A 22,929-nucleotide genomic window follows, 5' to 3' on the forward strand; every position below is an offset into this window, starting at 1 on the left:
GCCCGGCGCTCAGGTGAGGCGGGCGTGCCAGGCCAGGGCGGAGACGTCGGTGAGCGAGGCGACCTGGTCGACCACCACGCGCAGCCGCGCCGCGTCGTCGGCCGCGGCGAGGTGGTCCTCGCGGAAGGGCGGTTCCAGCACCTCGGCGCCGCGCTCGACCAGGGCGGTGAGCAGCTCCAGCAGCAGCTCGCGCTGGCGGGCGTAGAACGGCTGGCGCTCCTGCGCGCTCATGACGAACGTGGCGGCCACGCCCTTGAGCACGGCCACCTCCAGCACCGTCTCCGCCGGGACTTCCACGTCGGCGGCGTAGCGGGTCAGCGGCCCGTCGCCGTGGCGGGCGCGGGTGGCGTCCTGGGCGGCGTTGGCGAAGCGGCCGATGAGCTGGCTGGTCATGTCCTTCAGCGCCGCCAGGTGCCGGCGTCCGCCGAACACCTCCCCGGGCTGCTCGTGCGCCCAGAACGGCAGCCCGGACAAGCGGGTCAGGGCCTCGTCGACGGCCTCGTCGCTCGCGTCCGGGACGTACCAGTCGCGCACCTGCGCGGCGACGCGGGCGCGGGTCTCGCGCTCGCGCAACCAGTCGAGGCGCACGTGGCCGGCGACCACGGCGTCCTCCACGTCGTGGACGCTGTAGGCGACGTCGTCGGCGAAGTCCATGACCTGCGCCTCCACGCAGGGACGGTTCTGCGGCGAGCCGTCGCGCAGCCACGCGAAGACCTCCGCGTCGTCGGCGTAGGCACCGAACTTCGAGGTGGCCCGCGGCGCACTCCCGTGCAGCCACGGGTACTTCGTGGCCGCGTCGAGGCTGGCCCGGGTCAGGTTCAGCCCGACGGGCGAGCCGTCGGCGGCGACCGTCTTGGGTTCCAGCCGGGTCAGCAGCCGCAGGGTCTGCGCGTTGCCCTCGAAGCCGCCGACGGCTGCGGCCGCCTCCGCCAGGGCCCGCTCGCCGTTGTGCCCGAAGGGCGGGTGCCCCAGGTCGTGGGCCAGGCAGGCGGTGTCCACCACGTCCGGGTCGCACCCCAGCGCCGCGCCCAGCTCGCGGCCCACCTGGGCGACCTCCAGGGAGTGGGTCAGGCGGTTGCGCACGAAGTCGTCGGTGCCCGGGCCGACGACCTGCGTCTTGGCGGCCAGGCGGCGCAGCGCCGAGGAGTGCAGCACGCGGGCGCGGTCGCGGGCGAACGCGCTGCGGCGGTGGGTCTTGGGCGGTTCGGCGGCCCAGCGCTCGGTGTCCGAGGACGTGTAGCCGCGCTGGTGCCCGTCGCGCTCGCTCACCCTCAGCCCCCCGAGACCGACAGCTCGGCCTGGCGCACGACCTCGGCGGCGGCGCCGGACAGGGCGCGGTCGTCCAGCCAGCCCTCCGGCAGCGCCACCCGCTGCGGGGAACCGGCCCGCCCGCGCGAGCCCTCCGCCGCGACGCCCGGGTAGGGCTGGTCCAGGTCCAGGGAGGCGAGCAGCTCGTCGAGGGCGGCGAGGGAGTCCACCAGGCCCAGCCTCGCGCGCAGGTCCCCGCCGACGACGTAGCCCTTGAAGTACCAGGCCACGTGCTTGCGCACGTCGCGGCAGGCGCGCAGCTCGTCGCCGTAGTGCTCCACCAGCAGCTCGGCGTGCCGGCGCAGGGCCGCGGCGACGGTGCGCAGGCCGGGACGCACCCGCTCCGGGCGGCCGGCGAAACCGGCTTCCAGGTCGGTGAACAGCCACGGCCGGCCCAGGCAGCCGCGACCGACGACGACACCGTCGCACCCGGTGCGGCGCACCATCTCCAGCGCGTCCTCGGCGCTCCAGACGTCCCCGTTGCCCAGGACGGGGATCGTGGTGACGGCCTCCTTCAGCCGGGCGATCGCCTCCCAGTCGGCCTGGCCGGAGTAGTGCTGGGAGGCGGTGCGCCCGTGCAGGGCGACGGCCGCGGCGCCCTCGCGCTCGGCGGTGCGCCCGGCCTCCAGGTAGGTGAGGTGGTCGTCGTCGATGCCCTTGCGCATCTTCACCGTCAGCGGGACCCCGCCCCGGGACGCCTCGCGCACCGCGCCGGCGACGATGTCGCGGAACAGCTCCGCCTTCCAGGGCAGCGCCGCTCCCCCGCCCTTGCGGGTCACCTTGGGCACGGGGCAGCCGAAGTTCAGGTCGACGTGGTCGGCGAGGTCCTCCTGCACCACCATCCGCACCGCGGCGGCGACGGTGGCCGGGTCCACCCCGTACAGCTGCAGGCTGCGGGGGCGCTCGTCGGCGGTGAAGGTCACCAGGCGCATCGACTCCGGGGTGCGCTCGACCAGTGCCCGGGAGGTGACCATCTCGGAGACGTAGAAGCCCTCGCCGTGCTCGCGGCACAGCTGCCGGTAGGCGGCGTTGGTGATGCCGGCCATGGGCGCCAGGACCACGGGGGTCGCGGACACGTGCGGGCCGATGCGCAGGGGCGCGACCGCCGGGGCGTGCACCGGGACGTCGAGGAGGCTCACCCCTCCATGATGACGGCCCCCGGGACCTGCCCGTCGCCACCCCGCCGCTCCCCGTCCCGCTCGGGGCCGTGCCCGGCGCTCCGCGGCTCGTCCGGGGAGCGGAACACCTCGGCGATGTCGATGCCGGTGGTCCGCTTGAGCACCTCCAGCGTCTCCTGCAGGTTGGTGCCCACCGAGCGGCTCAGGGCGCCGGCGCCGTCGTTGGAGATGACGGTGAGGTCCTTGATGCCGGCGATGGGGCTGGCCAGCGCCTGCGCGACCTGGGGCAGGACCTCCAGGGCGCGCTGCGTCAGCGCGGCCTCCCCGAACTCCCGCAGCGCCCGCGCCTCCTTCTGCAGCGCCTCGGCCTTGGCGGCACCCGTGGCGGACAGGGCCTCGGCCTGCGCCTGGCCCTCCAGGCGCACGGCGTTCGCGTCGGCCGTGCGGCGCTCCAGCTCGGCCTCGGCGGAGAGACGGACCCGGGCCGCCTCGGCCTCGGCGGACAGGCGGACCCGCTCGGCCTCGGCCTGCGCGGCGGCCACGGACGCCTGCTGCTCCGCCTCGGCGGACAGCACGCGCGCGGTCTTCTGCGCCATCGCCTGCTGCTCGGCCTCGTAGCGGCGGGCGTCGGCGGGCTTGCGCACCTCGGTGTCGAGGTTGCGCTCGGTCAGCTCGGCCTGGCGCTGCGCCACCCGCTCCTGCTCCATCAGGACCTGCTGCTGCGCGGCGGCCTCGGCCAGGCGGCCGGCGGCGTCGGCCTCGGCGGCGGCCTTGTCCTGGTCGGCGCGGAACTGCGCCTGCTGCAGCGCCAGGTCGCGCTGCGCCTGGGCGATCTTCGCGTCGGACAGCGCCTGGGCCTGCTGGGCCTCCTGCGCGTTGTTCGCCTCGGCGATCTCGGCGGCGCGGCGGGCGTTGGCCGCCTCGGGCCGGCCCAGGTCCTGCAGGTAGTTGCCGTCGTCGCTGACGTCCTGGATCTGCAGGGTGTCCAGCACCAGGCCCTGGTTGTTCAGGCTGGTGACGGCCTCCTCCTCGACCTGGCGGGCGAAGGCCACGCGGTCGCGGATGATCTCCTCCACGGTCAGGGTGCCGATGACGCCGCGCAGGCTGCCGGCGAGGACCTCCTGCGTGAAGGGCTCGATCTCCCCCTGCTGCTGCAGGAAGCGCTGGGAGGCGGCGCGCACGAAGTCCTCGGTGCCGCCGACCTTGACGATGGCCACCCCGTCCACGTTGAGCCGGATGCCCTGGCGGGAGACCGCCCCGCGGATGGAGATGGGGATGCGCACCGAAGCCAGGGACAGGCGGTGCGCCTGCTGCACGAGCGGCTTGACGAAGACGCCGGCGCCCATGACGACCTTCTGGCCGGACAGGTCGGTGGTCACCTCCCCGGTCTGGGGGTTCGTGACCGGCCGGCCCTTCTTGCCGACGATGATCAGCGCCTCGGACGGGCTGGCGATCTTGTACCGGGCCTTGACGACGACGAACGCCACCAGGGCCAGCAGGACCAGCACCCCGACGACGACCGCGGTGACGACGATGTCCATCCCACTCCGTTCCCGAACGGACCGGAGCGGCTGGCGCCGGCGCCGGCGGGCGCCCCGAGGCGCCTGCCGGGAACCCTAGTGGCCCGGCGCGGGTGCGGGCGGGGACCCGGCGGACTCGGCGTGCCGCCCCGCGCAGCGGAGCGGCACGCCGGGTCAGCGGAACAGCCGCAGCGGGACCGCGTCGGCCATCGCCCGCATCCCTGCGTCGTTGGGGTGCAGGTGGTCGCCGGAGTCGTAGCGGGGGTTCAGCCGCCGGTGCTCGCGCGGGTCGCGCAGGGCGGCGTCGAAGTCGACGACGGCGTCGTACTCGCCGCTGGTGCGGATCCAGTGGTTGACCTGCGCGCGCGCCGCCTCGTTCTCCTCGCTGAAGAAGCCGAGGGTGTCGCCCTCGAACGGCAGGATCGTCCCGCCGATCGCCTTGATGCCGAGCTGGTGGGCGCGGGCGATGAGCTGGCGGTGCGCGTCGACGATCTGCTGGGCGGTGACGGTCTCGGACTCCGGCGCGGAGGTGCCGGGGTGGCCGAGGTCGTTGACGCCCAGCAGGACCACCAGGTACTCCGCACCCGGCTGGGCGGCCACGTCGCGGTCGAAGCGGCGCAGCGCGCTCTCGCCGAAGAAGGCCGCGTACCCCTCCGCGGGCGAGCCGGCCGGCGGGTTCGGGTCGTGCAGCAGGCGGTTGCCGCTGACGCCCTCGTTCAGCACGCCGCGGTCGGGGAAACCCCTCGCCTCGCGCAACCGCTCGGCCAGCAGGTCCGGCCAGCGCCGGTTCGCGCCGCGGGTGGTCTCCGCGCCGTCGGTGATGGAGTCGCCGAGGGCGACGATCGCGGCGGCGCGGTCGCGCTCGGGCGCCAGCACGCTGACACCGGAGAGGAACACCCACTGCCCCACCGTGGCGGTGGGCGTGACGCTCGCCGCGCCCGTGACGTCGCCCGCCGCGACGACGTTGTCCTGGTAGGGGAAGGCGTGCACGGTGGTGACCGGGGTGGCCTCGGGCAGGTGGATGCTGACGACGAGGTCGCCGCCGTCGGGCAGGTCCAGCTGCACGGGGTCGCTGAGCAGCGGCGCTCCGGCCGGGACGGTCGTGGACGTGCTGCCGCCGAAGGTGAGCGTGCGGTCGGTGCCGGGCAGCACGTCGGTGCCGGTGGAGCCGTCGCGCAGGCCGACGTGCGCCTCGCCGATGAGCAGCGGGGTCTCGCCGAACTCGTTGGTGAAGCGCACCTGCAGGCTGCCGCCGCCGATGCTGGTGCGCACCACCTGCCGGACGGTCTGGTCCTGCAGGACGGTGACGCCGGAGGCGGGCACGGCGGTGGGCACGCTCGCCCAGGTGCCGATCCACTCCCCGCCGGTGCCGCGGCCGTGGGCGGCCCTCGCGGCGACCGAGGGCTCCGGGGCGGCGGAGGTGGCGGTGCCGGCGCCGAGCACGAGGGCACCGGTGAGCAGGGCGACGGCGCGCAGGCGCCGGGTGCGCCGGGCGCTCACCGGTGCGCTCCCCGCGGCGCGTGCTTCGCGGGGAGGGTGAAGCGCCAACCGGCGGCCCTCAGCTCGGGGACGAGCGTGGCGACCGCGTCGACGGTGCCGCTGCGGTCGCCGCCGCCGTCGTGCACGAGGATCACCGAGCGCGGCACCAGGCGCTCGCGCACGCGCTGGGCGATCAGCTCCGCGCCGGGCTCCTCCCAGTCGGCCACGTCGAAGGTCCAGCCCAGCGCTTCCATGCCCATCCGGTCGGCCACCTGCGCGCTCACGCCCCAGGAGCCGTAGGGGGCGCGGAAGTAGGGGATGTCGGCGCCGGGCACGGCCCAGCGGATGAGCGCGCTGGTGGCTTCCAGGTCGGCACGCACCTGCTCGGGCGTGGACGTCCCCAGGTCGTCGTGGCGGATCGAGTGGTTGCACAGCACGTGACCCTCGGCGGCGATGCGGCGCACGAGGTCGGGGTCGGCCAGCACCCGGTCGCCCTGCAGGCAGAAGACGGCCTTGACCCGGTGGGCGCGCAGGACGTCGAGCAGTCGCTCGGTGTCGGCCCCGTTCGGGCCGTCGTCGAAGGTGAGCGCGACGGACTGGCCGCCGCCGCGCGCGGTGGTGATCGGCTCGGGGGCGGGACGGCCGGCCTGCGCCGGCACGGCGGGAGCCGCGGTGAGCGCACCCAGGGTCAGGGCGGCGGCGGCGACCAGGCGGCGGGTGGCGCGCGAACGGGTGGTGCGGAGCACGGAGAGTTCCACGGAGCTACCTCCTCGTAGCTGAGCTGGGGCTGTGAACGTACGGCCCCGCCCCGATTACCGCAAGGTTTCCGGAAGGTTCGGCGACGAGAACGGCGCCGCCCCGCCGCAGCGGGACGGCGCCGTCGGCACCGTGGCGGGTCAGGCCCCCAGGAGCCTGCTGCCCAGCCAGCCGGCGACCTGGTCCAGCGCCACCCGCTCCTGCGCCATCGTGTCGCGCTCGCGGATGGTCACCGCCTGGTCCTCCAGGGTGTCGAAGTCGACGGTGATGCAGTACGGGGTGCCGACCTCGTCGTGGCGGCGGTAGCGCCGCCCGATCGCACCGGCGTCGTCGAACTCGATGTTCCAGTGCTTGCGCAGCTCCGCGGCCAGGTCGCGCGCCTTGGGCGAGAGCTGCTCGTTGCGCGAGAGCGGGAACACCGCGGCCTTGACCGGGGCCAGGCGGTGGTCCAGCCGCAGGACGGTGCGCTTGTCCACCCCGCCCTTGGTGTTGGGCGCCTCGTCCTCGGAGTACGCGTCCACCAGGAAGGCCATGAGCGAGCGCGTCAGGCCCGCGGCGGGCTCGATGACGTAGGGGGTCCAGCGCTCGCCCTTGGCCTGGTCGAAGTAGGACAGGTCCACGCCGGACTCGCGCGAGTGCGTCGCCAGGTCGTAGTCGGTGCGGTTGGCGACGCCCTCCAGCTCGCCCCACTCCGAGCCGGTGAACCCGAAGCGGTACTCGATGTCCACGGTCCGCTTGGAGTAGTGCGACAGCTTCTCCGCCGGGTGCTCGAAGAAGCGCAGGTTGCCCGGGTCGATGCCCAGGCCGACGTACCAGGACATGCGCTCGTCGAGCCAGTACTGGTGCCACTGCTCGTCGGTGCCGGGCTCGACGAAGAACTCCATCTCCATCTGCTCGAACTCGCGGGTCCGGAAGATGAAGTTGCCCGGGGTGATCTCGTTGCGGAAGCTCTTGCCGATCTGGCCGATGCCGAACGGGGGCTTCTTGCGCGCCGAGCCCATGACGTTGGCGAAGTTCACGAAGATGCCCTGGGCGGTCTCGGGCCGCAGGTAGTGCAGGCCCTCCTCGTCGTCCACGGCACCGAGGTAGGTCTTCATCAGGCCGGAGAAGTTCCGCGGTTCGGTCCACTGCCCGCGCACGCCGGTGTCGGGGTCGACGACGTCGGCCAGGCCGTTGGCCGGCGGGTGGCCGTGCTTGGCCTCGTACGCCTCCAGCAGGTGGTCGGCGCGGTAGCGCTTGTGCGTGACGAGCGACTCCACCAGCGGGTCGGTGAAGACCTCGACGTGGCCGGAGGCCTCCCACACCCGCCGCGGCAGGATCACGGAGGAGTCCAGGCCGACGACGTCGTCGCGGGAGGAGACCATCGTGCGCCACCACTGGCGCTTGATGTTCTCCTTCAGCTCCACGCCCAGCGGGCCGTAGTCCCAGGCGGAGCGGGTGCCGCCGTAGATCTCCCCGCTGGGGAAGACGAACCCGCGGCGCTTGGCGAGGTTGGTGACGGCGTCGAGGCGGGAGGCGGAGCTGGACTGTGCCACGCGGGATCTCCATCCGGCTGGGTGTCGGCGGACCTGGCCGCGCCGGGTGCGGCGCGGCGCCCCGCCCGGTGGCGGGGCGCTGGCGAGGCTACGCGCTGGGCGGACGGGCCCGCCGCCCGGGCGGGGCGTGACGTACAGTCGCCAGGCGCCACCCACCCCGGTCGCAGGTCGCGCCGGCGAGCCGCGAGAGGAGCAGCCGTGAGCACCCCGGCCCGCCGGTCCACCAAGCAGCGCTCGGCCGTCTCCGCGGCCCTGGACGAGGCCGACGCGTTCGTCTCCGCCCAGGACCTGCACGCCCGGCTGCGCGCCCGCGGCGACAGCGTGGGCCTGGCCACCGTCTACCGGGCCCTGCAGGCCCTCGCCGAGGACGGCGACGTGGACGTGCTGCGCACCGACGACGGCGAGGCCGTCTACCGCCGCTGCAGCACCGGGCACCACCACCACCTGGTGTGCCGCTCGTGCGGGCGCACGGTGGAGGTGGAGGGGCCGACCGTGGAGTCGTGGGCGCGCCGGGTGGGCGCCGAGCACGGGTTCACCCAGGTGGAGCACGTCGTCGAGGTCTTCGGGGTCTGCGCGCCGTGCAGCGCGCGGGGCTGAGGCCCGCCGCAGCAGCCTGCGCGGCGCGCCGTGGTCCGGCCCCGTGCCCGGCCGCGGCGGTGACGCCCGGTAACGTCGCCTGCCGACCCCTGACGACCCACCCCCGGGAGACCACGTGAACCGCTCCGAACTCATCACCGCCGTCGCCGAGCGCAGCGGCGTCTCGCAGTCCGATGCCGACGCGGTGCTCGGCGCCTTCGGCGACGTGCTGCTGGAGGCCGTCGCCAAGGGCGACACCGTCAAGCTGCCCGGCCTGATGACCGTCGAGCGCGTCGAGCGCGCCGCCCGCACCGGCCGCAACCCGCGCACCGGCGAGACGCTGGAGATCGCGGCGTCCTTCGGCGCCAAGCTGACCGCCGGCTCCAAGCTCAAGGCCGCCGCCACGGGCGCCTGAGGCCCGCGGCCCGCGGTGACCCGGGCCGCCGAGCACCGCCCCCGGGTTCCCCCGGGCGGCGCGCACGCGCAACACTGCACGGCGCCGCGCCCGCCCGGGCCGGCGCCCGGCGGTCCGGGCACCGCAGGCAGTCCGAGCAGCAGCAACGTGACGGGGTCAGCGTCGACGCCGCACCCGCAGGGAGGCGAAGGCAGGCAGTCATGAGCACGCGCACCGAAACCCCCACCCACGGTCCCCTGGCCGTCGACGGCGTCTCCTCCGACGAGGGCCACGCCGCGCTGCGCGCCTCCGTGCGCCGGCTGGGCGAGCTCCTCGGCGAGTCCCTGACCCGCCACGAGGGCACCGACCTCCTCGACCTCGTCGAGCAGGTGCGGGCGCTGGCCCGCGAGCCCGACCACGGCGCCAAGCTGGCGCAGCTGCTGTCCGGTGTGGACGACCGCACCGCCATCGTGCTGGCCCGGGCGTTCACCGCCTACTTCCAGCTGGCCAACGCCTCCGAGCAGCTGCACCGCGGCCTGGAGCTGTCCCGCCAGCCCAGCGGCGGGCTGGACACCGCGCTGGAGCGGCTGCGGGGCGCCGTCGCGGCCGGTGAGGCCGACCCGCGCGAGGTGCGCGAGGTCCTGGGCCGGCTGCAGCTGCGGCCGGTGTTCACCGCCCACCCCACCGAGTCCAGCCGCCGCTCGGTGCTGGACCTGCTGCTGCGCATCACCGCCAACGTGGAGGCCTCCGAGGACCCGCAGCAGCGCCCCACCGACGCCCTGCGCGGGCAGCGGCGCCTCGCCGAGCTGGTGGACCTGCTGTGGCAGACCGACGAGCTGCGCGTGGAGCGCCCCCGCCCGGCGGACGAGGCGCGCTCGGCCCTGCACTACCTGCGCACGCTGGCCGGCGACGTGCTGCCGGACCTGCTGGAGGACCTCGACGTGGGCCTGGCCGGTGCCGGGCTGGACCTGCCGGCGGGGGCGCGCCCCCTGCGCTTCGGCAGCTGGGTCGGCGGCGACCGCGACGGCAACCCCAACGTCACCCCCGAGGTGACGCTGGAGGTGCTGGGCCTCATGCACGACGCGGCGCTGGACGTGCTGGTCTCCGCCGTGCGCGAGCTGCGCACGGAGCTGGCCGCCTCCACCCAGATCGTGGGGGTGTCCGGGGAGCTGGCGGCCCTGCTGGAGCGCGACGCGCGCCTGATGCCGGAGGTGCGCGCCGACCGCGAGCGCCTCAACGGCGAGGAGCCGTACCGCTTCGAGCTGTCGTACGTGCTGGCCCGCCTGGAGGGCACCCGCGCCCGGCTGCGCTCGGGCTCCGAGCACGTCGAGGGCCTGGACTACGCCGGCCCGGAGGAGTTCCTCGCCGAGCTGCGGCTGCTGCAGGACTCCCTGCGCGCCAACGAGGGCGCGCTGGTCGCCGACGGGTCGGTGGCGCGGCTGGTGCGCACCGCGCACGCCGTCGGGTTCGGCCTGGCCACCCTGGACGTCCGCGAGCACGCCGAGCGGCACCACGCGGCGCTGGCGGCGGCCTACGACCGCCTCGGCGAGCTGGTGCAGCCGTACGCCTCGCTGGACCGCGAGTCGCGCCGGCGGCTGCTGAGCCGGGAGCTGACGGGGCACCGCCCGCTCATCGGCGCGGCGGTGCGCTCCCTGACGGGCACGCCGGCGCAGGTCATGCACCTGTTCGCCACGATCCGCACCTGCCTGGACCGCTACGGCGACGACGCGATCGAGAGCTACATCGTGTCGATGGCGCGGGGCGTGGACGACCTGCTGGCCGTGGTGGTGCTGGCCCGCGAGGTGGGGCTGGTGGACCTGGCGGACGGCGGCGGCCGCGAGGGCGGCCCCGGGGACGTGGCGCGCATCGGCTTCGTGCCGCTGTTCGAGACGGTCACGGAGCTGGAGGCCGCCGAGGAGCTGCTGGAGGGCCTGCTGTCGGACCCCTCCTACCGCCGCGTCGTCGCCGCCCGCGGCGACGTGCAGGAGATCATGCTCGGCTACTCCGACTCCTCCAAGGACGCCGGCATCGCCGCCTCGCGCTGGCAGATCCACCGCGCGCAGCGGGCGCTGCGCGACGTGGCGCGCCGGCACGGCGTGGTGCTGCGGCTCTTCCACGGCCGGGGCGGCTCGGTGGGCCGCGGCGGCGGCCCGACCGGCGAGGCGATCCTGGCGCAGCCGTACGGCACCCTCGACGGCCCGATCAAGGTCACCGAGCAGGGCGAGGTCATCTCGGACAAGTACCTGCAGCCGCGCCTGGCCCGGCACAACCTGGAGGTGGCGCTGTCGGCGGCGCTGGAGGCCTCCACCCTGCACCGCAGCGCCCGCGCGGGCGACGAGGTGCTGGGGGTGTGGGACGGCACGATGGACGTGCTGGCCGCGGCCGGTCAGCGCGCGTACCGGGCGCTGGTGCGCGACCCGGGCCTGGTGCCGTTCTTCCTCGCGGCCACGCCCGTGGAGGAGCTGGGCAACCTGAACATCGGCTCGCGCCCCTCGCGGCGCCCCGGCGGCACCGGCGGCCTGGAGGACCTGCGGGCGATCCCGTGGGTGTTCGGCTGGACGCAGAGCCGCATCAACGTGCCCGGCTGGTTCGGCGTGGGCTCGGGCCTGGCGGCGGCCCGGGAGGCCGGGCACGGCGAGGCGCTGCGCGAGATGTACGCCACCTGGCACTTCTTCCGCAGCTTCGTCTCCAACGTGCAGATGACGCTGGCGAAGACGGACCTGGGCATCGCGGCGCACTACGTGGAGGAGCTGGTGCCCACCGGGCAGCGCGGCGCCTTCGACGTGATCCGCGCCGAGCACGCCCGCACCCTGGAGCAGGTGCTGTGGGTGACGCAGCAGGACTCGCTGCTGGAGGGCACCCCGGTGCTGCGCCGCACGCTGGAGCTGCGCGACGCCTACCTGGCGCCGCTGCACGCGCTGCAGGTGAGCCTGCTGGGCCGTTCCCGCGCCGCCGGCGAGGGCGTGGACCCGGCGCTGCGCCGGGCGCTGCTGCTGACGATCAACGGCATCGCGGCGGGGATGCGCAACACCGGCTGACCCGCGTCGGCGCACCGCGGCCCCGTCCCCCGCTCTCGAGGGGGCGGGGCCGCGGTGCGTGGCCCCTACGTCAGCCGCACCGGCAGCCGTCGCCAGCCGCGCAGCACCCGCGTGGTGGTGCGCTGCGCCCCCGGTGCCGGGCGCAGGTCCGGGAACCGCTCGAACAGCGCGCGCAGCCCCACCTGCCCCTCGAGCCGGGCCAGCGCCGCCCCGAGGCAGAAGTGCCGGCCGCCGGAGAAGGCGACGTGCTCGCGGGCGTTGGCGCGGCGCACGTCGAAGCGCGCGGGGTCGTCGAAGACGTCCGGGTCGCGGTTGGCCGCACCCAGCAGCAGCACCACCCGGGCGCCCGCCCGCACCTCGCAGCCGGCGACGCGGGTGGTGCGCAGCGCGCGGCGGGAGGTCAGCTGCACCGGCGTCTCCACCCGCAGGGCCTCCTCCACCGCCCCCGGCCACAGCGAGGGGTCGGCGCGCAGGAGGCCGAGCTGGTCCGGGTCGTCCAGCAGGAGGCGGGTGGCGGAGCCGAGGAGGTTCACGGTCGTCTCGAACCCGGCGGCCAGCAGCAGCCCGGCGGTGGAGCGCAGCTCCCGCTCGCTCAGGTGCGCCCCGCTGCCGTCGCCGTCGTCGTCGGTGGCGGCCACCAGCCCGCTGAGCAGGTCGTCGCCGGGGTGGCGGCGCAGCTGCTGCAGGTGCTCGCCGATCCAGGTGTCGAAGCCGCGCAGGGCCGCGTCGACGGCGCGCACGTCGCGCCACGGGGCGGCGACCTCCAGGCTGCCGGCCAGGCCCGCGTCGAAGGCGTGCAGCTCCTCGCGCCGGTGCGGCGGCACGCCGAGGATCTCGGCGATGACGGCGACGGGCAGCCGCAGCGCGTAGTCGCGCACGACGTCGGCCTGCGGTCCGCGCGCGGCGAGCTCCTCGAGCAGCTCGTCGGCGATCTCCTGCACGCGCGGGCGCAGACCCTCCACGGCGCGGGCGGTGAAGACCCCGGAGACCAGGCGGCGGTAGCGGGTGTGCTCGGGCGGGTCGACGGCGAGCATCGAGGGCGGCTCCACGGGGTGCGTGGGCCGGTCGCGCCCCGCCCACGCCAGCAGCGGCCGCAGCCGCGGCAGGGGGGCGTCGTGCAGGGCGCCCACGCCGAAGTCGGCACTGGTGAGCACCTCGCGCACCACGGCGTGCGAGGCGCTCATGCAGGTGAAGCGGCCGGTCAGCAGCGGGCCGGCGGCGCGGACCCGCTCGTGGAAGGCGTACGGCTCGCGCCAGGTGGGCGGGTCGGCCAGCAGGAGGGACTGCAGGTCCCCGGTGCGGGCGCCGCGGCGCACCGCCAGGCGGGGCATGCCGTGCTGCACGCCCCAGCGCACCGTCCCGCGCACCTCGCGCACCACCGGGGACGTCAGCGCGGCGAGCGCGGCCCGCGGGCCGGCGGCGGTCACGGTGCCGCCTCCGGCGGTTCCGGTGCCGCCTGGGGCGGGGCGCCCGGGGCGTCGACGGCGCCGCCGTAGCGGCGGTCGCGCTCGGCGTACGTCTGGATCGCCGCCCACAGGGCGCGGCGGTCCACGTCCGGCCACAGCACGTCGGAGAACACCATCTCGGCGTACGCGGACTGCCAGGGCAGGAACCCGGAGGTGCGCTGCTCGCCGGAGGAGCGCCAGAACAGGTCCACGTCGGGCATGTCGGGCTCGTCGAGGAAGCGCGCCACGGTGCGCTCGTCGACCCGGTCGGGGTTGAGGCGCCCGGCGGCGACCTCCCGGGCGATGGCGCGGGCGGCGTCGGCGATCTCGGCGCGCCCGCCGTAGTTCACGCACATGGTCAGGGTGCAGACGGTGTTGTCCTTCGTGAGCTCCTCGGCGGACTCCAGCTCGTCGATGACGCTGCGCCACAGGCGCGGGCGGCGCCCGGCCCAGCGCACCCGCACGCCCCAGGAGTGCATCTCGTCGCGGCGGCGCCGGATGACGTCGCGGTTGAAGCCCATGAGGAAGCGCACCTCGTCGGGGCTGCGCTTCCAGTTCTCCGTGGAGAACGCCCACGCCGAGACGTGGGTGACGCCGATCTCGATGGCACCGGCGACGACGTCCAGCAGGGACGCCTCGCCGCGCTTGTGCCCCTCGTTGCGCGGCAGGCCGCGCGCGTTGGCCCAGCGGCCGTTGCCGTCCATGACGATCGCCACGTGCCGGGGCACCAGCTCCGGCGGCAGCTGCGGGGGGCGGGCACCGGAGGGGTGCGGCGGGGGCGCCTGGAAGGCGCGGGGTGCGGGGGCCGCGGCGCGGCGCCCGAGGGTGCGTCGTGCGGGGGTGCTCACGAGGGCCGAGCTTGGCACGGCGGCGGGCCGGAGCGGTGCCGGGCCCGGCCGCCGGCGCCCCGAGCGGGCGGGACGGTGCTCAGCCGGTCCGCTCGACGTGCTGCAGTGACCGGATCCCCCGCTCCAGGTGCCACTGCAGGAACGCCGCGACCAGGCCGCTGCCCTCGTCGCGGCACCGCTGGTCGCTGACGTCGGCGGTGTCCCAGTCGCCGGTCAGCAGCGCGGCCAGCAGTTCCAGGGTGCGCGGGTCGGGGGCGGCCGAGCCGGGCGGGCGGCACGCCGGGCACACCGCCCCGCCGGCGGCCACGTTGAACGCGCGGTGCGGGCCGGGATCGCCGCAGCGGGCGCAGTCGGAGAAGCTGGCGGCGTACCCGGCCACGGCCAGGGACCGCAGGAGGAAGGCGTCCAGGACCATGGTGGCGGCGTGCTCGCCGCGGGCCAGGGTGCGCAGCGCCCCCACGAGCAGCAGGTACTGCTGGGTGTTGCTCTCCCCCTCCACCTCGGTGAACCGCTCGGCCGTCTCCAGCAGGGCGTGCCCGGCGGTGTAGAGGCCGTAGTCGGCGGCGATCACCGCGCCCAGCGGGGCCAGGACGTCGACCTGCGTGACGATGTCGAGGGAGCGGCCGCGGTGCAGCTGCGCGTCCACGCAGGTGAACGGCTCCAGGCGCGCACCGAAGCGCGAGGAGGTGCGGCGCACGCCCTTGGCGACGGCCCGCACCCGGCCGTGGTGGCGGGTCAGCAGGGTGATGACGCGGTCGGCCTCGCCGAGCTTGGCGGTGCGCAGCACGACGGCGTCGTCGCGGTAGCTGCGCGGCCCTCCGATCCCACTCACCCGGGCAGCGTAGGCCCCGGCACCGACACGGCGGCGCGGCAGCGGGGCAGGGGCCTGTGCGTCAGGCGAGCTCGACGCGGTCGCCGCCAGTGCGCCGGGCGCGCGCGCACGCCGCGTCGGCGGCCGCCAGGGCCTCGGCCGCCGGGGCGGGCCCGGCCACGCCCACGGACGCGCTCATCCGCAGCCCGGGGGCGATGCGCGCCCACGGCTCCTGGCGCACCGCCGCCAGCAGCCGCTCGGCGACGAGGACGGGCGCCGGCCCGGGGCTGTCGGCGGGCAGCAGCAGGACGAACTCGTCGCCCCCGTAGCGCACCAGGACGTCGCCCTCGCGGCAGTTCTGCACCAGCAGCGCGGCCACCCGCCGCAGCACCGCGTCCCCGGCCTCCGGGCCGTGCTCGTCGTTGGCCGCGCGCAACCCGTCCAGGTCGACGAGCACGGCGCTGTAGCGCTGGTCGGGCCGCTCCAGGACCTGCTGCAGGCGCCGCCGGTTGCCCAGGCCGGTCATGGGGTCGGTCAGGGCGGCGCGGCCCTGACGCTCGTTCTGCTCGGCCATCTCGTGCTGGCGGATCCGGTCCTGCAGGGCCTCGAAGCGGCTCTCGCGGTCCTCCCACAGCCGCGACAGGGAGATGCGCGACAGCTCGGCGAGCGCGTCGGCGGCCTCGTGGCCGCCGTGGTGGCGCACGGCGTTGTCGGCGCGCACCTTCAGGGCGGTCAGGCCCCACACGTCCAGCTGGGTGCTGGAGGAGGTGCGCTGCACGGCCGCGAGCAGTTCGCGGGCGCCGTCCAGGTCGCCCTCGGCGGACAGCGACATCGCCAGGCCCACGCGCGCGATCTGGGTCTCCGCCAGCTCCTCGCGCTGGCGGAAGGCGGCGGCGGCCACGCGCAGGCGCGCCGCGGCCAGGGCGGGCTCACCGGTGCGGTGCAGCACGAACCCCTCGACGGCGTCGGCGCGGGCGCGCATCTCCGGGTAGCCGACCTCCTGCGCCAGCGAGCGCATCCGGGCGGCGTGCCCGAGGGCGCGCGCGTAGTGGGGCCCGGTCTCGTCCGAGCGGCCGACCACGTCGAGCATCGCGCCCCAGGACACCTCCAGGACGGCGGCCTCCTGCACGACGTTCAGGCGCACCCGGGCCGGGGGGAACGTCAGGGAGAGCATCAGCTCGGTGAGCTCGTCGGCCGGCTCGAACAGCGCCAGCGCGCGCAGCGCCAGAGCCACCGACATGGTGGCCGAGAGGTGGTCGTAGGTGCGCACGGGCTGGGCGGTGACGATGAGCTGCGCCTCGGCCAGGTGGTCCATCGCCAGGGCCGTCATGCCCAGGTCCACGCGGGCCTCGGCCAGCAGCGACAGGGCCTTGGCGCGCCAGACCGGGTCCGCGCGCGGGCCCAGGCGCTGCAGCAGGTGGCCGGCCTCCGCAGCGGCCTCGGCGGCGCGGCCGAGCTGCTGCAGCGCGACGCAGCAGATGAACTGCAGGTACCGCGCGGTGCGCTCGTCGCCGGCGGCCTCGCAGAGGACCAGGCCCTCGCGCGCGGCCTGCACGGCCCGCTCGCCGTAGCCGTCCAGGTAGAGGCGGTGCGCCTCCTCGGCGAGGGCGTCGAACGGCCCGAACGGCCCGGACGGCTCCAGCTCCCGTCCGGCCGGCCCGGCCGCGGCTGCAGCGCTGCCCACGTCGATCGCCCCCTGTCCCCCGCGCGGTCGAGCACGGATCGTGATTGATCCTAACCGTGAGCGGGTGCTGCGCAGCCGGAAGGGCCGGAGGCGCCTGTTCGACGACCCCGGGGCGCTCCCCCGGCCCGCCGCGCGGGGCGGCGGGCCGGAGACCTCAGCGCAGGGCCCGGTTCACGGCCGAGACGATCGCCTTCAGCGAGGCGGTGGTGATGTTGGCGTCGATGCCGACCCCCCACAGGACGCGCTGGCCCACGGCGCACTCGACGTACGCCGCGGCGCGCGCGTCGCCGCCGGCGGACAGGGCGTGCTCGGCGTAGTCCAGGACGCGCACGTCCACGGCGCCGCCGGGCAGGCCCGCCAGCGCCGCGCAGAACGCCGCGATCGGGCCGTTGCCGGTGCCGGCGACGGTGGTGGTCGCCCCGGCGTCGAGCAGGTCGACCTCCAGGGCGTCGACGCCGTCGACCTCGGAGACCGAGCGGGTGGCGCGCAGCGCCAGGCGGCCCCAGTCCGGGGTGCCCGAGGGCGAGGGCAGGTACTCGTCGGAGAAGATGGAGAAGATCTCCGCGGCCGAGACCTCCCCGCCGGCGGCGTCGGTGCGCTCCTGCACCACGCGGCTGAACTCGATCTGCAGCCGGCGCGGCAGGTCCAGCTGGTGCTCGCTCTTGAGCAGGTACGCCACGCCGCCCTTGCCGGACTGGGAGTTGACCCGGATGACGGCCTCGTAGCTGCGCCCGACGTCCTTGGGGTCGATGGGCAGGTACGGCACCGCCCACTCGTGCTCGTCGACGCTCCGGCCGGCGGCGGCCGCGTCGCGCTCCATCGCCTCCAGGCCCTTCTTGATGGCGTCCTGGTGCGATCCGGAGAACGCGGTGAAGACCAGGTCCCCGCCGTAGGGCACGCGCTCGCCCACGGGCAGCTGGTTGCAGTGCTCCACGGTGCGGCGGATCCGGTCGATGTCGGAGAAGTCGATCTCGGGGTCGACGCCCTGGCTGAACAGGTTCAGCCCCAGGGTGACCAGGTCGACGTTGCCGGTGCGCTCGCCGTTGCCGAACAGGCAGCCCTCGATGCGGTCCGCGCCGGCCAGGTAGCCCAGCTCGGCCGCGGCCACGCCGGTGCCGCGGTCGTTGTGCGGGTGCAAGGACAGGACGACGTTCTCGCGCTGCGCCAGGTTCCGCGACATCCACTCGATGGAGTCGGCGTAGACGTTGGGGGTGGCCATCTCCACCGTCGCCGGCAGGTTCACGATCACCTTGCGCTCGGGCGTCGGCTCGAAGACCTCGACCACCGCGTCGCAGATGCGCCGGGCGAACTCCAGCTCGGTGCCGGTGTAGGACTCCGGGGAGTACTCGTAGTAGACGGTCGTCCCAGGGATCGTCTCCTCGTACTTGCGGCACAGCCGCGCCCCCTGCAGGGCCAGGTCGACGATGCCGTCCTCGTCCATGCCGAACACGACGCGCCGCTGCAGCACGGAGGTGGAGTTGTACAGGTGCACGATCGCCTGCTTCGCACCGCGCAGGGACTCGTAGGTGCGCTCGATGAGGTGCTCGCGCGCCTGGGTCAGGACCTGGATGCGCACGTCGTCCGGGATCAGGTCCTGCTCGATCAGGGTGCGCACGAAGTCGAAGTCGGTCTGGCTGGCCGAGGGGAAACCCACCTCGACGTCCTTGTAGCCCATCTCCACCAGCAGCTGGAACATCCGCAGCTTGCGCTCGGAGTTCATGGGGTCGATCAGGGCCTGGTTGCCATCGCGCAGGTCCACCGCGCACCAGCGCGGCGCCTTCTCGATGCGCCGGGACGGCCACGTCCGGTCGGGCAGGTCGACGGCGATCTGCTCGTGGAAGGGGCGGTACCGGTGGTACGGCATCGACGACGGCTTCTGGGGGTTCTCCACAGCTCAAGCTCCTCTACGCGGGACCGGGGTGTGCTCGGCCGGCGCGCACGACGAGGTCCCGCGACGGGGAGACCGGCCTAGCTGGCCCCGCCGCGGCGGCGAAGGAGGAGGGTCTCCCAGCGAGCCACGGCAGCACCGTACGCGCCCGGCGCCCGGCTCGTCCACGCGGGGCGCGCGCGCGGAACCGCCCGGGCCGGTGGCCGGCCCGGGCGGTGCGGGGCGTCAGGTGTCGTCGCGGGGGTTGAGCTGCTGCGGGTCGCCGTCGGGGTCGTCCTCGGCGCCGGGGTCCTGGGCTGCTCCGTCGCCGGTCTGCACGCCCCGCAGGTCGCGGGGGTTCAGCTCGCCCGGGTCGCCGTCGGGGTCGATGGGCTCGGTGCTCGGTTCGCTCATGCTCCCAGCCTGCACCGGGCGCCTGTCCTCAGCACCCCGGGCCGGGGAGGTGTCTTGACGTCGAGAGACCTGGACGCGGAGAGTGCTCCCGTGACGGTGCAGTGGGACGCGCAGCAGTACGCCCGGTTCTCCGGCTCGCGGGGCCGGCCGTTCCACGACCTCCTCGCCCGGGTGGCCGCCGAGGCACCGGGCGAGGTGGTCGACGTCGGGTGCGGCAGCGGTGAGCTGACCGCGACCCTGGCGCGGCGCTGGCCGGGTGCACGGGTGCGGGGCCTCGACCCCTCGCCGCAGATGCTCGCCCGGGCGCCGCGCGGCGCGGGCGTGACCTTCTCCCCCGGCACCGCCGAGGACTTCGACGCCACCGGGGTCGACGTCGTGGTCAGCAACGCGGTGCTGCAGTGGGTGCCCGGGCACCGGGAGCTCGTGGCGCGCTGGGCGCGGCAGCTCCCCGCCGGGGGCTGGCTGGCGTTCCAGGTGCCGAGCAACTTCGACGCCCCCTCGCACCGGCTGATGCGCGAGCTGGCCGGCACCGCGCGGTGGCGGGAGCGCCTGGACGGGGTGCTGCGCGGGGCGGAGTCCGTCGAGGCCCCCGCCGGGTACCTGGAGGTGCTCGCCGGGGCCGGCCTGGAGGCGGACGTGTGGCAGACCGAGTACCTGCACGTGCTGACCGGCGAGGACCCGGTGCTGGAGTGGGTGCGCGGCACGGGCCTGCGCCCGGTGCTGGCGGCGCTGCCCGAGGACGCGGCGCGGGAGTTCACCGCGCAGTACGCAGGGCTGCTGCGCCAGGCGTACCCGGCGCGGCCGTGGGGCACCGCCTTCCCGTTCCTGCGGACCTTCGCGGTGGCCCGCAAGCCGTGAGGTGCCGGCGGGTGCGCGTCACTTGATCGCGCCGCGGGTGACGCCGCTCATCACCCAGCGCTGGGCGAGCACGTACACGAGGATCGTGGGGGCCATCGCCATCAGGTAGGAGGCGAAGGCCACGTTGTAGTCGGTGGAGAACGCCAGCTGGAAGATCTTCTGCACGACGGGGATCGTCTGCAGCGACTGGTCGGCGGTGATCAGCGAGGGCATCATGAAGTCGTTCCAGCTGGCCAGGAAGGCGAAGATGCCGACCGTGGCGTTCATGGGGCCCAGCAGCGGGAAGACGACCTTCCAGAAGACCTGCCAGGTGCTCGCGCCGTCCATGCGGGCGCTCTCCTCCAGCTCCAGCGGGATGGAGCGCAGGAACGCCGAGTACAGCAGGACGCTGAAGGACAGCTGGAACATCACGTGCAGCAGCGCGACGCCGACGGGGTTGTCCAGCGCGAGCACCGCGGTCAGCTTCACCTGCGGCAGCGCCACCACGGGGAAGGGGATGAACATGGCGGCCAGCAGGTAGAAGTAGGAGTACCGGAACAGCCGGCGGTCCCAGTTGCGCACGATGGCGTACGAGGCCCACGACGCCAGCAGCAGGCAGCCCGCGACGCTGACGACGCTGACCAGCGCCGAGACGGCGAAGGCGCGCGGGAAGCCCGTCAACGTCCAGGCGTCGGCGAAGCTGGCCCAGTTCAGCGGCCACGGCAGGGCGAACCCGGTGCCGGCCACGGCCTGCTCGGGCGTCTTGAACGCCATGACCACGGCGAAGTACAGCGGGATCAGGACCGTCAGCGAGGCCAGGGCCAGCAGCGCGGTCAGCCCCCACCCGCTGCCGCGGAGGGGCCCGCGGCGGGGGGCGGAGCTGCGGCGGCGGTCACCGCGCGAGATCGAGGAGACGGTGGCGGGGTCGGCGGTGACCATCAGAGCGACACTCCTCGGCGGCGGATGATCTGCAGCTGCAGGACGGAGATGACTACGGCGAGGACGAAGAAGACCACTGCGTTGGCCATCTGGTAGGCGTAGTCGCCGCTGGTGAAGCCGGTGAAGATGGTCATCGCCACGCTGCGGGTCGCCGTCCCGGGACCGCCGTCGGTCAGGCCGACGATGATGTCGTAGGCGTTGAGGAAGTTCTTGAACCCCAGCACGGTGTTGATGACGACGTACCCGGCGACCAGCGGCAGGGTGATCGAGGCGAACCGGCGCCAGGCACCGGCGCCGTCCAGGGCCGCGGCCTCGTAGACCTCCTCCGGCACCGCCAGCAGACCGGCCAGGTAGATGATCAGCGCGCTGGGCACGGCTTGCCACGCCGTCACCAGGACCACGCCCAGCCAGGCGAGGTCGGGGTTGGCCAGGATGCTCTCCTGCAGCCACCCGATCCCCAGGGTGGCCGCCAGCGCGGGCACCGAGGCGGACAGGAGGTAGTTGAAGACGAAGGCGATGACGATGCCGGAGACGACCATCGGGATGAAGAACACCCCGCGCAGCGCCGTCTTCAGCTTGATCTTCGCGCTCAGCCCGAGCGCGAGCGTGAGCGCGACCGCGTTGACCAGGACGACGGTCACCACGGAGAACCCGAGGGTGAAGCCGTAGGCGTGCAGGACGTTGGGGTCGGTGAACAGCACGGCGTAGTTGGCGAGCCCGATGAACTCCCACTCCCCGTACCCGACGTAGTCGGTGAGGCTGATGACGGCGCCGACGAGGGCGGGCAGGGTGATGAAGATCGTGAACAGGGCCAGCGCCGGCAGCAGGAACAGGTAGGACACGGCGTCGACGCGCCGGCGCGGGGGCCGGGTGCGGATGAGCGCGACGTCCGGGTGCGCGGTGCGCCCGCGCAGCCGGGACCGGTGGGGTGAGGTGGTGGCCACGGGTTCTCCTTCGGTCTGCGGCGGCGGTCAGGCGGCCGAGCGCGTCGCCAGCCGCGCCCAGTCCTCGTCGATGCGGCGCAGCAGCCGCGCCCCGTCACCGGAGCGGATCGCCTCCTGCAGGTAGTTGCCGACCGGGATCGTCAGCGGGACGTAGGTGTTGGCGCCCTGGTAGATGCGCCCGGCGTCCAGCGCGGGCTGCAGGCCGACCAGGCGCGGGTCCTGCAGGGGGGCGGCGCCCAGCAGCGGCGAGGTCGCCAGGTTGTCGGCGTTGTAGCGGGCGATGACCTCGTCGCGCATCAGCCACTGCAGGAACGTGCGCGCGGCGTCCTGGTGCGGGGAGGCGTCGGGGATCCACAGGGCCAGGTCGAGGTTCACGCGGGCGGCCGCCTCACCGGGCTGCTCGGTCATCGGCAGCGGGAAGGTGCCGACCGGCAGGTCGGGGTCCACCTTGGCGATCTCCCCCAGCGCCCACGGGCCCTGCAGGTACATGGCCGCCTCGCCGCGGCCGAAGGCGAGGTTGCCGTCGGCGTAGGCGCGGCTGGCGGCGTCGGGGTTGGAGTACGAGGCCAGCTGCAGCATCTTCTCCACCGGCTCGGCGAAGACGTTGGAGAAGGAGACCTCCTCCTCGGGCCCGGCGTCTGCGCCGAGCGCCCGCAGGTCGGCGAAGAACGCCGCCACGTCGAGGGCGCTGCCGGTGCAGTAGTCGAACAGGCCCTGCTGGATCGTCCACACCTCCTGCAGGGTGCTGTAGACCGGCGTGACCCCCGCGGCGCGGAACGTCTCGCACGCCGCGACGAGATCGCTCCAGGTCTGCGGGACGGCCACGCCGTTCTCCTCGAACAGCCGCGCGTTGTAGATCACCCCGGCGGACGCGACCGAGTAGGGCAGCACGTTGGTCTCGCCCTCGTTGGTGGCGAACTGGTCGACCAGCACCTGGTACTTGGGGTCGACGCGCTCCGCCTCCGGCAGGTCCGACAGGTCGGTGAGCACCCCCGTCGAGACGTAGTTGCCGACCTCGAGGGTGTAGTTCCACGCCGCCAGGTCCGGCGGCGCTCCCCGCACGAACTGGGGCACCAGCGCCGTCTGGGAGGAGTCGTGCACGGCGAGCACCTCGGGTTGCGAGGCGTTGAACCGCGCCACGAGGTCGCCGAAGTAGGCGATGACCTCGGGCTTGTTCTGGAAGAAGCGGATCTCCTCGCGCCCGGCGGTGCCGGCGGAGGCCCCGCAGCCGGCGGCACCGAGCGCGAGCGCGCCGGTCCCGGCGGTCAGCAGCGAGCGCCGGCTCAGGGCCGCGGGGGCCCGCGGGGCGGGTGGCGGGGTGGGTGGCACGTCGTCGTCCCTCCTCGTGGCTGCCGCGGGCACCGTCGCCCGCGGGTCCTGCGGGGCCGCGCGGGGGGATCGCTCCCGCACGGCCCG

General features: G+C 74.9%; 19 protein-coding genes. 4 read left to right on the forward strand and 15 right to left on the reverse strand.

Annotated features, from left to right (window positions below):
* Positions 1-9: 9 nt before the first annotated feature.
* The 6 genes from ACRYR9_RS04995 to ACRYR9_RS05020 form a co-directional block, all read right to left on the reverse strand.
* Positions 10-1,275, reverse strand: coding sequence for a deoxyguanosinetriphosphate triphosphohydrolase (locus tag ACRYR9_RS04995; RefSeq protein WP_432491441.1), 1,266 nt, complete (start codon positions 1,273-1,275; stop codon positions 10-12).
* Entirely contained in the window at positions 1,272-2,447 is a 1,176-nt protein-coding gene (gene dusB / locus ACRYR9_RS05000; protein ID WP_432491260.1) for a tRNA dihydrouridine synthase DusB, read from the reverse strand. The genes ACRYR9_RS04995 and dusB overlap by 4 nt, the downstream gene beginning before the upstream one ends.
* Entirely contained in the window at positions 2,444-3,967 is a 1,524-nt protein-coding gene (locus ACRYR9_RS05005; RefSeq protein WP_432491258.1) for a flotillin family protein, read from the reverse strand. Before ACRYR9_RS05005 ends, dusB begins: the two co-directional genes overlap by 4 nt.
* Positions 3,968-4,120: 153 nt before the next feature.
* On the reverse strand, positions 4,121-5,446 hold the full coding sequence (locus tag ACRYR9_RS05010; protein WP_432491256.1) for an SGNH/GDSL hydrolase family protein: 1,326 nt from the start codon (positions 5,444-5,446) through the stop codon (positions 4,121-4,123).
* On the reverse strand, positions 5,443-6,183 hold the full coding sequence (locus tag ACRYR9_RS05015) for a polysaccharide deacetylase family protein (protein ID WP_432491254.1): 741 nt from the start codon (positions 6,181-6,183) through the stop codon (positions 5,443-5,445). Before ACRYR9_RS05015 ends, ACRYR9_RS05010 begins: the two co-directional genes overlap by 4 nt.
* A gap of 138 nt (positions 6,184-6,321) precedes the next feature.
* Complete coding sequence (locus tag ACRYR9_RS05020) at positions 6,322-7,716, reverse strand: glycine--tRNA ligase (RefSeq protein WP_432491252.1); 1,395 nt, start codon at positions 7,714-7,716, stop codon at positions 6,322-6,324.
* Between the two features lie 198 nt (positions 7,717-7,914).
* Here ACRYR9_RS05020 and ACRYR9_RS05025 point away from each other — a divergent pair, with 198 nt between their 5' ends.
* The 3 genes from ACRYR9_RS05025 to ppc all read left to right on the forward strand — a co-directional run bounded on the left by ACRYR9_RS05025 (position 7,915) and on the right by ppc (position 11,724).
* Positions 7,915-8,313 carry a Fur family transcriptional regulator gene (locus ACRYR9_RS05025; protein ID WP_432491250.1) on the forward strand — a complete coding sequence of 133 codons (399 nt, stop codon included), beginning with the start codon at positions 7,915-7,917 and terminating at the stop codon, positions 8,311-8,313.
* Between the two features lie 115 nt (positions 8,314-8,428).
* Positions 8,429-8,707: an HU family DNA-binding protein gene (locus ACRYR9_RS05030; RefSeq protein ID WP_432491248.1), complete on the forward strand. Its 279-nt coding sequence runs from the start codon at positions 8,429-8,431 to the stop codon at positions 8,705-8,707.
* Positions 8,708-8,907: 200 nt separating this feature from the next.
* Positions 8,908-11,724: a phosphoenolpyruvate carboxylase gene (gene ppc / locus ACRYR9_RS05035; RefSeq protein ID WP_432491246.1), complete on the forward strand. Its 2,817-nt coding sequence runs from the start codon at positions 8,908-8,910 to the stop codon at positions 11,722-11,724.
* A gap of 65 nt (positions 11,725-11,789) precedes the next feature.
* Here ppc and ACRYR9_RS05040 read toward each other — a convergent pair whose 3' ends face one another.
* From ACRYR9_RS05040 to ACRYR9_RS05065, 6 genes are all read right to left on the reverse strand, one after another.
* Complete coding sequence (locus tag ACRYR9_RS05040; protein ID WP_432491439.1) at positions 11,790-13,055, reverse strand: cytochrome P450; 1,266 nt, start codon at positions 13,053-13,055, stop codon at positions 11,790-11,792.
* Between the two features lie 92 nt (positions 13,056-13,147).
* Positions 13,148-14,017 carry an isoprenyl transferase gene (locus ACRYR9_RS05045; RefSeq protein WP_432491244.1) on the reverse strand — a complete coding sequence of 290 codons (870 nt, stop codon included), beginning with the start codon at positions 14,015-14,017 and terminating at the stop codon, positions 13,148-13,150.
* A 79-nt stretch (positions 14,018-14,096) separates the two neighbouring features.
* Positions 14,097-14,849: a DNA repair protein RecO gene (gene recO / locus ACRYR9_RS05050; RefSeq protein WP_432491242.1), complete on the reverse strand. Its 753-nt coding sequence runs from the start codon at positions 14,847-14,849 to the stop codon at positions 14,097-14,099.
* A 61-nt stretch (positions 14,850-14,910) separates the two neighbouring features.
* Positions 14,911-16,512 (reverse strand): GGDEF domain-containing protein, encoded by a 1,602-nt coding sequence (locus tag ACRYR9_RS05055; protein WP_432491240.1) that lies wholly within the window; start codon positions 16,510-16,512, stop codon positions 14,911-14,913.
* A gap of 154 nt (positions 16,513-16,666) precedes the next feature.
* Positions 16,667-18,376, reverse strand: coding sequence for a 2-isopropylmalate synthase (leuA, locus tag ACRYR9_RS05060; protein ID WP_432491437.1), 1,710 nt, complete (start codon positions 18,374-18,376; stop codon positions 16,667-16,669).
* Between the two features lie 249 nt (positions 18,377-18,625).
* Complete coding sequence (locus ACRYR9_RS05065; protein ID WP_432491238.1) at positions 18,626-18,793, reverse strand: hypothetical protein; 168 nt, start codon at positions 18,791-18,793, stop codon at positions 18,626-18,628.
* Between the two features lie 90 nt (positions 18,794-18,883).
* Here ACRYR9_RS05065 and ACRYR9_RS05070 point away from each other — a divergent pair, with 90 nt between their 5' ends.
* Complete coding sequence (locus ACRYR9_RS05070) at positions 18,884-19,651, forward strand: trans-aconitate 2-methyltransferase (RefSeq protein WP_432491236.1); 768 nt, start codon at positions 18,884-18,886, stop codon at positions 19,649-19,651.
* Between the two features lie 18 nt (positions 19,652-19,669).
* On the opposite strand, the gene ACRYR9_RS05075 is transcribed toward ACRYR9_RS05070, so the two are convergent.
* Genes ACRYR9_RS05075 through ACRYR9_RS05085 form a run of 3 tightly spaced genes read right to left on the reverse strand, consistent with a single transcriptional unit; the run spans position 19,670 to position 22,842 of the window.
* Positions 19,670-20,569, reverse strand: a complete 900-nt coding sequence (locus ACRYR9_RS05075; protein WP_432491234.1) for a carbohydrate ABC transporter permease — start codon at positions 20,567-20,569, stop codon at positions 19,670-19,672.
* The gene (locus tag ACRYR9_RS05080) at positions 20,569-21,483 is read right to left on the reverse strand and encodes a carbohydrate ABC transporter permease (protein ID WP_432491435.1); all 915 of its coding nucleotides are present in this window, start codon (positions 21,481-21,483) and stop codon (positions 20,569-20,571) included. The genes ACRYR9_RS05075 and ACRYR9_RS05080 overlap by 1 nt, the downstream gene beginning before the upstream one ends.
* Positions 21,484-21,540: 57 nt before the next feature.
* Positions 21,541-22,842, reverse strand: coding sequence for an ABC transporter substrate-binding protein (locus tag ACRYR9_RS05085; RefSeq protein WP_432491232.1), 1,302 nt, complete (start codon positions 22,840-22,842; stop codon positions 21,541-21,543).
* Positions 22,843-22,929: the final 87 nt, after the last annotated feature.

The sequence above is a fragment of the Kineococcus auxinigenes genome (genome assembly GCF_050871525.1).
Classification (GTDB): Bacteria; Actinomycetota; Actinomycetes; order Actinomycetales; family Kineococcaceae; genus Kineococcus.